Annotated in this window: 12 protein-coding genes; 8 read left to right on the forward strand and 4 right to left on the reverse strand. The window is 62.6% G+C overall.

Annotation, left to right across the window (positions count from 1 at the left end):
- Window positions 1–361: 361 nt before the first annotated feature.
- Genes IHQ71_RS01170 through IHQ71_RS01180 form a run of 3 tightly spaced genes read left to right on the forward strand, consistent with a single transcriptional unit; the run spans window position 362 to window position 3,857 of the window.
- Window positions 362–1,285, forward strand: a complete 924-nt coding sequence (locus tag IHQ71_RS01170) for a substrate-binding domain-containing protein (protein ID WP_258160063.1) — start codon at window positions 362–364, stop codon at window positions 1,283–1,285.
- Window positions 1,286–1,345: 60 nt separating this feature from the next.
- Entirely contained in the window at window positions 1,346–2,890 is a 1,545-nt protein-coding gene (locus tag IHQ71_RS01175; RefSeq protein WP_258160064.1) for a sugar ABC transporter ATP-binding protein, read from the forward strand.
- Window position 2,891: 1 nt separating this feature from the next.
- Window positions 2,892–3,857: an ABC transporter permease gene (locus tag IHQ71_RS01180; RefSeq protein WP_258160066.1), complete on the forward strand. Its 966-nt coding sequence runs from the start codon at window positions 2,892–2,894 to the stop codon at window positions 3,855–3,857.
- 2 nt (window positions 3,858–3,859) lie between these two features.
- On the opposite strand, the gene IHQ71_RS01185 is transcribed toward IHQ71_RS01180, so the two are convergent.
- Window positions 3,860–4,408, reverse strand: coding sequence for an NADPH-dependent FMN reductase (locus IHQ71_RS01185; RefSeq protein WP_258160067.1), 549 nt, complete (start codon window positions 4,406–4,408; stop codon window positions 3,860–3,862).
- A 61-nt stretch (window positions 4,409–4,469) separates the two neighbouring features.
- On the opposite strand from IHQ71_RS01185, the gene IHQ71_RS01190 reads away from it, so the two are divergent.
- Window positions 4,470–6,026: a VOC family protein gene (locus IHQ71_RS01190; protein ID WP_258160069.1), complete on the forward strand. Its 1,557-nt coding sequence runs from the start codon at window positions 4,470–4,472 to the stop codon at window positions 6,024–6,026.
- 213 nt (window positions 6,027–6,239) lie between these two features.
- On the opposite strand, the gene IHQ71_RS01195 is transcribed toward IHQ71_RS01190, so the two are convergent.
- The 3 genes from IHQ71_RS01195 to IHQ71_RS01205 all read right to left on the reverse strand — a co-directional run bounded on the left by IHQ71_RS01195 (window position 6,240) and on the right by IHQ71_RS01205 (window position 8,364).
- A complete protein-coding gene (locus IHQ71_RS01195) occupies window positions 6,240–7,457 on the reverse strand; it encodes an MFS transporter (protein WP_258160070.1) in 1,218 nt (405 codons plus the stop codon).
- Window positions 7,458–7,537: 80 nt separating this feature from the next.
- Window positions 7,538–8,038: an SRPBCC domain-containing protein gene (locus IHQ71_RS01200; RefSeq protein WP_258160071.1), complete on the reverse strand. Its 501-nt coding sequence runs from the start codon at window positions 8,036–8,038 to the stop codon at window positions 7,538–7,540.
- A complete protein-coding gene (locus IHQ71_RS01205; RefSeq protein WP_258162998.1) occupies window positions 8,035–8,364 on the reverse strand; it encodes a helix-turn-helix transcriptional regulator in 330 nt (109 codons plus the stop codon). The genes IHQ71_RS01200 and IHQ71_RS01205 overlap by 4 nt, the downstream gene beginning before the upstream one ends.
- Window positions 8,365–8,521: 157 nt before the next feature.
- On the opposite strand from IHQ71_RS01205, the gene IHQ71_RS01210 reads away from it, so the two are divergent.
- The 4 genes from IHQ71_RS01210 to IHQ71_RS01230 all read left to right on the forward strand — a co-directional run bounded on the left by IHQ71_RS01210 (window position 8,522) and on the right by IHQ71_RS01230 (window position 11,897).
- Entirely contained in the window at window positions 8,522–8,758 is a 237-nt protein-coding gene (locus IHQ71_RS01210) for a hypothetical protein (RefSeq protein WP_258160072.1), read from the forward strand.
- A gap of 301 nt (window positions 8,759–9,059) precedes the next feature.
- Window positions 9,060–10,577, forward strand: a complete 1,518-nt coding sequence (locus IHQ71_RS01220) for a winged helix-turn-helix domain-containing tetratricopeptide repeat protein (RefSeq protein WP_258160073.1) — start codon at window positions 9,060–9,062, stop codon at window positions 10,575–10,577.
- Window positions 10,578–10,682: 105 nt separating this feature from the next.
- Window positions 10,683–11,603 (forward strand): SMP-30/gluconolactonase/LRE family protein, encoded by a 921-nt coding sequence (locus tag IHQ71_RS01225; protein WP_258160074.1) that lies wholly within the window; start codon window positions 10,683–10,685, stop codon window positions 11,601–11,603.
- 30 nt (window positions 11,604–11,633) lie between these two features.
- Window positions 11,634–11,897, forward strand: a complete 264-nt coding sequence (locus IHQ71_RS01230; RefSeq protein ID WP_258160075.1) for a hypothetical protein — start codon at window positions 11,634–11,636, stop codon at window positions 11,895–11,897.
- Window positions 11,898–11,972 lie beyond the last annotated feature (75 nt).

The following is an 11,972-nucleotide window of genomic DNA, read 5'->3' on the forward strand; positions in this document are numbered from 1 at the left end:
CCCCCGTTTCGCACTTCCTTATCGAGCCGCTGCCGACGTGACAATTGCCCGGCCTTCACCCCTCACCAAGCGCGCCCAAGAACTCGACATTCGTCTCGTTCGGGCTTGCTATCCTCTCCCGCAGGGGGAGAGGTAAACCCGCAGCACCGCCTCGCGTCAAATGAAGGTCGAGCGTGGGGCACTTTACCTCTCCCCTTGCGGGAGAGGATACGCAGGCCGCGAGAGGCGATAGCCGATCGCATGGCCGAAGTTGGTGAGGGGTTATGCCGAAGCGCGCCGAGGTCGCTATTGTCACAAACTTCATTCCCCGCTAACGTCCAGCAACAATTCAGCAAAACGCAAAGTTTCGGGGAGGAATTTCATGACGTTCAAGCTCAAATCAGGCGCCATTCTGGGCGCCTTCGCCGCACTGCTTATGGCGGGCGCCGCATCCGCCGCCGGCAAGATCGCCGTCATCACGCCCTATCTCGCCCAGCCGGGCACACAATTCTATGTCGAGGCGTTCCAGGCAGAGGCCAAGGCCAATGGCTGGGAGGTCAATGTCATCGACACCAAGGGCGATGTCGCAGCCGCGATTTCCCGCATCGAGGACGTCTCCAACCAGAAGGTCGATGCGATCGTGATCAATGTCGATCCGGCACAGGTCGCGGCCGGCCTCGAAACAGCCAAGGCTGCCAACATTCCCGTCTTCGGCATGGATGCCGGCGTCAACCCGCTGCTGGTGACCAACGTCACCTCGGACGGCACCGCCATGGCCGCCGAGACCGCGAACTTCGTCATCAAGCGCATCAACGCCAAGGGCAATGTCGTGATGTTCGTCTTCGATGCCTTCCCGCCGGTGCAGATTCGCGGCGCCAAGGCCGACGAGATCTTCAAGGCGAGCCCCGATATCAAGATCCTCGACCGCGTGACACCTGACGTCGCCGATGGCGGCATCGCCGATTCCCGCGCCAAGATGGAAGCGATCCTCACCGCCAACCCGGACAAGGGCTCGATCGCAGCCGTCTGGGCGGCATGGGACCAGCCGGCACTCGGCGCGCTGCAGGCCATCGAAGCCGCCGGCCGCCAGAACGAGGGCATCGTGATAACAGGCATCGACGCCAATCCGCAGGCGCGCGAGGCTGTCGCCAAGAAGACCAACTTCGAAGCGACCGTCGCGCAGGATTTCAAGGGCATCGGCAAAGCCACGGCCGATGCGGTGAAAAGCCATCTCGCTGGCGAAAAGCTTGCCGAGGTCATCTACGTGCCGACCAAGCTGATCACCGCTGACAATGCCAACGATTGATTTTGGCTGATAGCAAGGCATCGCGGGCGCCGTGATGCCTTGCTCTTTGGAACCACCCCCGTGACGCTCCTCTCCATCCGCAATCTTTCCAAAGCCTATGCCGGCGTCCCGGCATTGAAGGACGCCTCGCTCGAGGTCGCGCCGGGCGAGATCCATGCGCTGATGGGCGAGAATGGCGCCGGCAAATCGACGCTGATCAAGATCATCGCCGGCGCCGTCGCCCCGGATCGCGGAACGATCGAGATCGATGGCCATCCCGTGTCGATCGATCATCCCGCCACAGCGACGCGGCTCGGCCTGCGCTTCATCCACCAGGAACTCAGCGTCATCCCCGAACTCTCGGTGGCGGAAAACCTGTTCCTCGGGCGACCATACCCCAGGCGCCTCGGCTTCCTCGCCGACTGGTCCGAACTCAACGCCCGGGCGCTGGTGGCGCTCGCCGCGCTCGACATCACCACCATCGATCCGTCGATCAAGATGGCGCGGCTGTCCACCGGCGACCAGATGCTGGTCAAGATCGCCGCCGCCTTCCTCGACGAGGGCGGCGAGGCGGCCAAGCTCTATGTCATGGACGAGCCGACGGCGGCGCTGACCGGCGAGGAATCCGAGCGCCTGTTCAAGGTCATCATCGGCCTCACCGCACGCGGCCGCAGCGTGATCTATGTCTCGCACCGCATGGATGAGGTGATGCGCATCGCCCATCGCGTCACCGTTCTCCGCGATGGCGAGACCGTCACCACCCGCAACATCGCCGCGACCAGCAAGGCCGAGATCATCGAACTCATGACCGGCCGCACCATCGCCGAAGCCTATCCGGCGCGGCTGTCCGAGCCTTCACCGGAGCCTGTGTTGAAGGTCTCCAACCTCTCCTCGGCCCGGTTGAAAGACATTTCCTTCGAACTCCGCGCCGGCGAAATTCTTGGGCTATCCGGCCTCGCCGGCGCCGGCCAGAGCGAATTGCTGCGTCTGCTGATGGGCGATGGCAAGGCGAGCGCCGGCACCATCGAACTCAAGGGCAAGTGCCTCAAGCCGGATCAACCCGCCGGCCGCTGGGCGGAAGGCATCGCCTATGTTCCGCGCGAGCGCCGCCGCGAGGGCCTGCTGCCGCGTGCTTCGGTATCCGACAACACGGTGCTCGCGCATCTCAAGTCGCTGAGCCGTGCCGGCATTTTCCGCAATCGCCGCAGCGAATTGGCCCGCGCGACGGAGTTCGGCACCCGTGTAAAACTCAAGTCCGTCGGCCCGCGCCAGCCGGTGTTCCAGCTTTCGGGCGGCAACCAGCAGAAAGTCGTGTTCGCCCGCGCCGTGCTTGGCGGCCCCTTGGTGCTGCTGCTTGATGAACCCACCCGCGGCGTCGATGTCGGCGCCAAATACGATATCCACGCACTGCTGCGCGAGCTCGCCGCCACCGGCGTCGGCATCATCCTCGTCTCGTCAGATCTGCCCGAACTGATCGGCATGTCCGACCGCATCGGCACCATGCTCGATGGTCGCCTGCGCGGCATTGCCGACAATAAGAATATCACCCAGGCAACGCTTCTATCGCTCGCCTTCGGCGACAATCCGGCCGGCATGATGCCGCGCACCTCACCGCAAGGAGCCTGATTTGGCGCGCGCAATCCGCAGATATGGAACCCTGGTCGGCATCATCGCCGTGGTCCTGTTCTTCTGGATCAGCCTGCCCGACACGTTCATGACGGCGCGCAACTGGCTCAACATCTCCCAGCAGGTCTCGATGCTCGCCGTCATCGCCTTCACCATGACCATCGTGATGGTGATGGGCGATTTCGATCTCTCGGTCGGCTCGATGGCGAGCCTCGCCGGCATCGTCGCGGCACTCGCCTTCAAGGCCGGTTTCCCGGTGCCTGCCGCCCTGGCGCTGGCGCTTGCCGTAGGCCTTGTTGGCGGTTTGCTCAACGGCATGCTGGTCAGCTATATCGGCATCCTGCCCTTCGTCGCCACGCTCGGCACGCTGACGATCTTCTCCGGCCTCGCCTTCCTCATCTCCGATGGCAAGACTATCTTCGGCACCGATATTCCGGCCGGCTTTTCCGGCTTCGCGCGCGGCGGCATTCCGCTGTTCGAGACCGGCGGCCAGATGGTGTCGCTGCCCTATCTCACCCTTGCCGCGCTGGTGGTGCTCTTCCTCGTCTGGGTGCTGCTTGAGCACACGGTCTATGGCCGCCGGCTCTACGCCATCGGCGGCAACGCAGAAGCCGCAAGACTGGCCGGCGTCCGCGTCCGCATCCTGCGCTTCTCGGCCTTCGGGCTGACGGGGCTCGGTGCTGCCGCCGGCGGGCTCATGTATGCCGCCCGCGTCGCCTCGGCCAATCCCACCCAGGGCAGTGGCTTGATGCTCTCGGCCATCGCCGCCGTGTTCCTCGGCATGACGATGAGCGAGGAGGGCGAACCACGCGTGCTCGCCACCTTCTTCGGCGTGCTGATCCTCGGCGTGCTTGATAACGGCCTGACGCAGATGAGCGTCGATTCCTATATCAGGGAAATCCTGATCGGCACCATTATCGTCCTCGCTGTCGCCTCATCCAGCCTCAGCAAGCTCAGCCAGCGCTAGCGCTATTTTACTGAGGCCGCAAACGCCGCCACGAATGCCGCGAGCCTCGTCGCGATCGCCTCGTCGACGATCTTGCCATCCGCATCGAACACCGCGCCAGCGCGCGGGATCATCAGCCTCTTGCCCGACCAGATATCGGCGCCAAGCGTATGCAGCACGCTGAGCCAGGCATTCTGCGAAAGCTGGGTGCCGAAATTGCCCGGCGAGGCGCCGCAGATCGCGAACGGCCGGCCGCCGAAAACCTTTGATATGTCCGACGACGGCCGCGACAGCCAGTCGATCGCATTCTTGAATACGCCGGGAATTCCATTGTTGTATTCCGGCGTGAACAGGATCACGCCATCGGCCGCCATCACCTGCTCCTTTAGCGCCACGACCGCCTCCGGCAAGCCGTCATTCGCCTCGACATCGCCGTCATAAAGCGGAATGCCGTGGATCGTGGCCGCGTCCAGCGTCACGCCCTCCGGCACTGAAGCCACCGCCGCGCGCATCAGCGCCGTGTTGAACGAGCCCTTGCGCAGGCTTCCCGATATTCCGAGCAATTTCACCATGGTAATTCCTGTATCTGCGTTGCATGTATGGTCGCAGTCCTCATGCTCAGAGAATAGAACGATGACCAGCGGTTTGCACCACATAACCCTTATCACCCGCAAAGTTCAGGCCAATGTGGATTTTTACGCCGGCTTCCTCGGCATGCGCCTGGTCAAGCGAACGGCGGGTTTCGAGGATGCCACCCAGCTTCACCTCTTCTATGGCGATGCCATCGCTTCTCCCGGCTCGCTGGTGACATTTCTGGTCTGGGAGGATGGCTCGCCCGGCCGCGTCGGCCATGGCGCACCGGGTGAGATCGCGCTCGCCATCCACCCCGAGGCGATCGGCTTCTGGCTCACCCGCGCCCTGAAATTCGGCGTGAAGACATCGGGTCCGGCACAGGAATTCGGCGAGCCGGTCCTCAGGCTCACCGATCCCGATGGCATCATCGTCAAGCTCGCCGGCGTCAGCGATCTCACAGGCACCTCGCCTTGGACCTCGCGCGAAATATCCGAAACCGATGCGATCCAGCGCCTGCACAGTGCAACGATCTTCTCGGAACAGCCTGCCGATACCGTGGCCTTCCTGACCACCTATATGGGCTTCACCGAAGCGGCCCACACCGACACCATAACCCGCCTGCGCTCGGATGCGGGTGGCGTCATCGATATCAGGGATGCCGGCGGTTTCTGGACCGCCGCACCCGGCACCGGCACCATCGATCACATCGCCGTCCGCGCGCCGGATCGCGCCCATGTCGAGGCTGTCGCCACCCAACTGAACGAAAAGGCGCACGGCCCCACCAACGTCCATGACCGCACCTATTTCTATTCGCTCTACGTTCGCGAGCCCTCCGGCACGCTGCTCGAAATGGCAACCGATGGACCCGGCTTCGCGATCGATGAACCACTTGAAACGCTCGGCACCGAACTCTTCATCCCCGCCCATTTCCGCAAGGACGCCGTGGACGACCGGGTCATGCTGCCGCAATTCGGTCTGCCGGGCGAGCCGCGTACCATCTATCGCGACCTGCCCTTCGTCCACCGCCTGCATGTGGCGGATGAACCCGATGGCTCCACCGTCATCCTGCTCCACGGCACCGCAGGCAACGAAACCAGCCTGCTACCGCTCGGCCGTCGCCTCTTCCCGAATGCAACCCTGATCGGCCTGCGCGGCCGCTCGACGGGGGAGGGTGTAGCGCGCTTCTTCGGCCGTTTCGATCCCACCACCTTCGACCAGAAGGAAATCCGCTCCGAAGCCGAAGCATTCGAGGCGTTCATGGAAGAAGCCACGCAAGCCTACGACCTCGATCCGGAAAAGCTGACCTTCCTCGGCTATTCCAACGGCGCCAATATGATCGGTGCGAGCATGTTGCTGCATCCCGGCCTGATCCGCAACGCGATCCTGCTGCGGCCGATGTTGGTCCTGGAGGATGTGCCAGTCGCGGATCTCCATGGCAGCCGTGTGTTGATGGTCGGTGGCGCCAACGATCCGTATGTTTCCTATTCCGGAGCGCTTGAGCAGGCGCTTGCCGGTGCGGGGGCTGAGTTGACTCACAAAACGATCGATTCAGGCCATGGACTATCAACAGAGGACGAGGCGGTCGCGGCGAAGTGGTTGCGCGGTTCCAACCCGTGACACCCCCCTCTGTCCTGCCGGACATCTCCCCCTCAAGGGGGGAGATCGGCTAGAAGCTCCGCCCCGCTCTCCGAACAATCTCCCCCCCTTTGAGGGGGAGATGTCACGAAGTGACAGAGGGGGTGCTTGCTCATCCGCGGCGGTAGCGGAATCTTAGCTCCTCGCACCAGCCGATCGCCTTTATACCCGTCGGGCAGGTATTCAGCGTCACGATCACGCCGCCACCGGCTGCTGCTCCACGCCCTTGGGGAAGGGCTTGAAGGTCATCGCGATCAGGAAGGCGCCGATGCCCATGCCGCAGGCGCCGAGATAGAGCCATGTATAGGTGGCGAAGGTATCGTAGATGAAGCCGCCCGCCCATGGGCCGAGCGCCATGCCGAGGCCGCCGGCCATGCTTGTGCCGCCGATAATCGTGCCCATCATCCGCTGCGGGAAGTTCTCGCGTGCCAACACCGCATAGAGCGGCATCACGCCGGCATAGATGAAGCCGAACATCGCAGCCACCGCATAGAAGCCTTCCAGCTGGCGCACGAAGAAGAAGAAGAACGCCACGATCGCCTGGGCCAGCAGCCCGAGCACCAGGATGTTCTTCGCCCCGAACCGGTCGCCCATGATGCCGAAGGCAACGCGACCGCCAAGCCCGGCAAGCCCTTCGATGCTGTAGATCGTCGCGGCGATCGTCAGCGGGATGCCACAACTCACCGCGTAGCTGACCGTATGGAAGATCGGGCCGGAATGCGTGGCGCAGCAGAGGAAATTGGTCAGCATCAGTATGATGAACGGCGGCGATTTCAGCGCTGTTCCGACCGACATCGCGGCAACTGGCTCACCGCCGGTCGCGACCATGTGCTGCTCCTCTTCAAGTGCCGGCGGGCGGCGGATCAGAAGAGCGAGCGGGATCATTGTCACCACGGCAAGCCCAGCAATGACAAGCATGGAATAGCGCCAGTCATAGTTTGACACCAGCCAGGCGGCGAGTGGCGTGAAGGTCAGCGGCGCCATGCCCATGCCTGCGGATACCAGCGACACGGCCAGGCTGCGATGCGTGTCGAACCAGCCCATGACGGATGCCATGAGCGGCGGCAGGATCGCGGCGATGGATAGTCCCGCCACCAGCCCGAAGATCAACTGGAACTCGATGAGCGAGGTCGCACGGCTCGCCCATGCAAGGCTCCCGGCCAGCACGGCGGACCCGATCAATACGACCGGGCGCGCACCGATGCGATCCGACAACGAACCGAGCGCCATGCTGCCGAGGGCCATTGCCAGGAAGGCGATGGTCATGGCGGTGGAAATGCCGGTCACCGACCAGCCGGTCTCCTCGGCCATCGGCCGGATGAAGACCGGCAGTGCGAAGATGGAGCCTATGGCTACGCAGCCGAGCAGGCCGCCCGCGGCGACGAGTACCCAGCGATAAGTGGTATTCCGCATGCCTTCCTCCTTCGGCCCTTCCGGCCGCGTCAATCATGTGTCTGGCGCGTCTCGCCGCGCCGCCGGTGTTCCTGCTTCGGTCAGTGCGCCAGGGCGGTCTTGCCCCTGGCGCCTGCCGTGTCCTGTTCGATTGCAATCCCCGCTACGCGTTCGAGGCAGCTCTTCCAGCCGTTGCCCAGATTTCTGTACGCCATGTCGTTCCGCGGCACCACGAAACCGGAGTGGACAAGTCTAAGACGTGTGCCGGCTTCGCTTGCCGACAGGTGCCATGAAACAATTGTGTCGAGTTTCGATCCGTAGCCGGAATTGCCCTCGTCGCCGCCCTGCCAAGAGTAGGAAAAGCGCTCGTTCTCCTGTACTTCCAGCACCTCGCAGCGGATCGTTCCGTCCCAGGCGCCGGCGCAAGTCGTCTGGAAGGTGAACTTGGTGCCCACGATCGGCGCAAAACCCTTCGGCTCCATCATCCAGCGGGCGATCAGTTCGCCCGAGGTCAGAACCTTCCAGAGCACCGAGGGCGCATGCGGGAAGGTCTCATCGACGACGATGTCATGGGTGGCGATTTTCAATGCGGCGTCCATCATGGGTCGAGTTCCTTCAACAGGTCGCGCAGGTTGTCGAACCGCTCGTTCCAGAACTTGCTGTAATAGCTCATCCAGTCGAACAGCGGCTCGAGCCCCTCGGGTTGGGCGCGGTAATAGACATTGCGGCCTTCCGGTCGCTCGGCGACCAGTCCAGCCTGCTTCAATGATTTCAGATGCTGGGAGATCGCACCCTGCGTGACGCCGCTGCCCCGCGTCAGCTCGACCACAGTCATTTCGTCCGATCGCGCAATCCGCTCGAACACCGCCCTTCGGGTCGGGTCGGCCAGCGCGCGCATGACGGAATTGATGTTTTCTGTCTGGATCATGAGAGATTCAATAGCCAATACTAATGCAATAGTCAACGCTAATGGTTTGTGGCTTCGCCAGGCGAGCGCGACTTCACCATGATTTCGGATTTCCTTCAGGATTTTTCCTGGCACTGGTGCGAGTTTGATCGCGTCATCTTCATCAGGAGCATCCGTCATGACCAACCGCTTGTCAGAACGCTTCCATGATTTCGAGCGCAAGGAACTCTATGAAGAGGCCCTTTGGTCCGGCATGAATGCGCCTTCGGGCGGCGAACAAGCCTGCTTCCTCGACATGATTTCCAGCACCGAAAGGCTGGCACCTGTCCGGCCACCGACGAAATTCCGGCTTCGCTGGTTCTCGCTCCCTCAACCAGATCGTTTCATTGTTAAATGGAATCATTCTGTTGGCTGAGACGGAGTCGGATATTCGTTCGGCCGGCGCGTGTCGTAGCCCAGATCTACGGTCAAGCCGGCCGAACGAATAGGCGGCCCGTATCGGCCAACCCCGAAGGGGCCGGCATCTTTCCGCCAGGATCAGAGGCGATCGGCTCGGACGTACATTGGGTATGCCCTTCGCCAATCGCCTCTGCCCTGACGAAAACCTGCTCCGGCAGAATGCTTCCATTTGACAATGAAACGATCTAAGCCTGCCGTTCTTGACTTGGGCCTGACATTGGCCAAACATGGCCCCCTCACGCGCGGGGGCTCCGGACTTGGCGGATGCAGCCATCGAGATCGGCGAGTTCAGGCTGGATGCGGCCGGCGGTGTGCTGCGCCGCTCCGGCGAAGTGGTGCCGGTGCGTGCCAAGACATTCGCCTTCCTCTGCCATCTCGCTCACAATCGCGGCCGCGTCATTTCCAAGGATGAGTTGCTGCAGGCAGTCTGGCCCGGCCTGTTCGTTTCCGAGGATTCGTTGACGCAATGCGTGAGCGAACTGCGCAAGGTGCTTGGGACGGGTGCCGAAGCGATGCTGAGGACAGTGCCCAAGCGGGGTTATCTGCTCGCGTCGGAAGCGGCGGTTCCTGCCGCCGGCCTGCCGGAACAGGTTTTTCCTTCGATCGCGATCCTGCCGTTCCGCAATCGCGGGCCCGACAACACCGATGACGCGCTGATCGATGCCATGGTCGATGAGATCACCTATGGCCTGGCCCGGTTCAAGACGATCACCGTTATAGCGAGAAATTCCGCCTTTTCCTTTCCCGCCAGCAGTCGGCCGCCGCTCAAGGAAATCTCCGAAATGCTCGGCGCCGAATTCATCGTCGAGGGGTCGGCGCTGCGGGCCGATGGGCGCCTGCTTGCTTCGGTTACGCTCACCCACGCGCCGACCGGCCAGCGGATCTGGGGCAGCCAGTTCGATTTCGCCGAAGCCGATCTCTTTTCGATGAATGCCGAGATCGCGGTCACCATCATTTCCCGGCTGGTCTCGAATATCGACCAGGGCGTTCAGCAGACGGCTAAACCCGGTACGTCGAACCTCGCCGCCTTCGAGAATTTCGCGCGCGGCGTCGCCTTCCTGCGCACCTATGGCCCGGGCGTCAACGAGCGGGCGCGAGACCACTTCCTCAAGGCCATCGCACTCGATCCGGATTGTGCGGTGGCGCATGCCTACCTGGCGCTGGCCGACGTCATTATCGCCGACTACGGGGCCTCGCCGCGCCCGGCGCTGGAGGCGGCGCGCGACCGGGTCAATCTCGCGATCGCCCTCGAACCCGAGGAGGCACGGTGTCATCGCATCATGGGACTGGTCAGGCTCTATCTGCGCGAGCATGAGGCCGCGGAACGTTGCCTGCACCGCGCCTATGACATCAATCCCTACGATGCCGATACACTCGTCCAGCTTGGTTTTGTCATTGCCATGCGCGGTCGGCCGGCGGAAGGACTGGCCTGGATGGACAAGGCGATCACCCTCAACCCGTTTCGACCCTATTGGTACGATCTCGACCGCGCCTACACGCTTTACATGCTTGGCTGTTATGACGAGGCGCGAAAAACCATGCTCGGCACCGAGCTTGGACCGTTTCACAGCTTGTGGCTCGCGGCCTGCTGCGCCATGTGCGGCAGGCCGTCCGAAGCCACAGATGCCCTTGCCCGCTTTCTGGAAACGGCTGATGCGTCCGACATCCTCGATCAAGCGCAAAAGTGGACCGAGTTCGAGCACGAGGAAGACCTCGAGCACCTGCGGGTCGGGCTGAGGCTTGCAATGACCGAGCCTTCCCCCGAGCCGCCATGAGCGGCGCCATGGCAGAATCCTGTTGCCCGATTCACCTTCGCGAAATATTGGTATGGCCATGGTAGCGCTATCGCTGCACTTCAATCGTCGCGGGGGAGACTGACGATGGCCGAAGACAATGGATCGATCTACCGGATCGATGACGACCGTTTCCGTTACCTGACCGTGGGCAGCGCCAGGCTCGATGAACTCCATACAGGCATGCGCTGGGCGGAAGGCCCGGTCTGGTTTGCCGATGCCAACATGCTGCTGTGGAGCGATATTCCCAACGAACGGATCATGCGCTGGGTGCCGGGTGGAGGCGCCTCGGTCTATCGCGAAAAATCCAATTTCACCAACGGCAACACCCGCGACCGCCAGGGCCGCCTCGTGTCCTGCGAGCATGGCGGCCGCCGGGTCGTGCGCACCGAGATCGACGGCACGCAGACGGTTCTCGCCGACAGCTATGAAGGCAAGAAGCTCAATTCGCCCAACGATGTCATCGTGCGCTCCGACGGCTCGATCTGGTTCACCGACCCCAGCTACGGCATCATGTCCGACTATGAAGGCTACCGGGGCGACCGCGAGCAGAAGACCAACAATGTCTACCGCATCGACCCGATGAGCGGCGAAGTGACCGTCGTTCTCGACGACTTCACCCAGCCCAATGGCCTCGCTTTCTCGCCGGATGAAAGCCTGCTCTATGTCGCCGATTCCGCCTTCAGCCATGACCCGGAGCATCCGAGCCATATCCGCGTCTTCGATGTCGTCGATGGCAAGACCGTGAGAAACGGCCGCGAGTTCTGCGCCATCGACAACGGCCTGCCGGATGGCTTCCGTATCGATGTCGAGGGCAATATCTGGTCCAGCGCCGGCGACGGCGTCCATTGCTTCGCGCCCGATGGCACGCGGCTCGGAAAAATCCTGGTGCCGCAAGGCGTCGCCAACGTCACCTTCGGCGGCCCCCGCCGCAACAGGCTTTTCATCTGCGCGACGCAATCGCTCTACGCGGTCTATCTCGCGACGTCGGGCGTGCAATATCCGTAAGTATTAGATTACGTTACATAGGAAGTTTTCATGCTGATCCGTGTGCTTTTTGCAGCCACTTTCCTTGCGCTCCCCATCGCCGCCCAAGCCGATGGCCGCGCCGAAATCCGCGCCAAATGCCAGGCTGATGTGAAAGCCAATTGCGGCATGGTGCTCTCCCGCGACAAGGCGATTTCCTGCCTGATCGACAATGCGGCAAAGCTCTCCGGGGGCTGCAAGACGGCGCTGGAGAAGGCGTCATGCTCGGATCAGGCGCCGGCGAATTTGAAGGCGGCGTTTGCGTGTAAGCAGTGAGTTTCACCCCTCACCAAGCGCGTCCATGCACTTGGCTTTGCCTCGTGCGGACTTGCTATCCTCTCCCACAAGGGG

Source organism: Rhizobium sp. TH2 (assembly GCF_024707525.1).
Taxonomy (GTDB): domain Bacteria; phylum Pseudomonadota; class Alphaproteobacteria; order Rhizobiales; family Rhizobiaceae; genus Rhizobium_E.

Coding starts and splice junctions, on each gene's coding strand:
- IHQ71_RS01170 (WP_258160063.1), top strand. CDS start 362: ATGACGTTCAAGCTCAAATCAGGCGCCATTCTGGGCGCCTTCGCCGCA.
- IHQ71_RS01210 (WP_258160072.1), top strand. CDS start 8,522: ATGACCAACCGCTTGTCAGAACGCTTCCATGATTTCGAGCGCAAGGAA.
- IHQ71_RS01225 (WP_258160074.1), top strand. CDS start 10,683: ATGGCCGAAGACAATGGATCGATCTACCGGATCGATGACGACCGTTTC.
- IHQ71_RS01185 (WP_258160067.1), bottom strand. CDS start 4,408: ATGGTGAAATTGCTCGGAATATCGGGAAGCCTGCGCAAGGGCTCGTTC.
- IHQ71_RS01200 (WP_258160071.1), bottom strand. CDS start 8,038: ATGATGGACGCCGCATTGAAAATCGCCACCCATGACATCGTCGTCGAT.
- IHQ71_RS01190 (WP_258160069.1), top strand. CDS start 4,470: ATGACCAGCGGTTTGCACCACATAACCCTTATCACCCGCAAAGTTCAG.
- IHQ71_RS01205 (WP_258162998.1), bottom strand. CDS start 8,364: ATGATCCAGACAGAAAACATCAATTCCGTCATGCGCGCGCTGGCCGAC.
- IHQ71_RS01230 (WP_258160075.1), top strand. CDS start 11,634: ATGCTGATCCGTGTGCTTTTTGCAGCCACTTTCCTTGCGCTCCCCATC.
- IHQ71_RS01195 (WP_258160070.1), bottom strand. CDS start 7,457: ATGCGGAATACCACTTATCGCTGGGTACTCGTCGCCGCGGGCGGCCTG.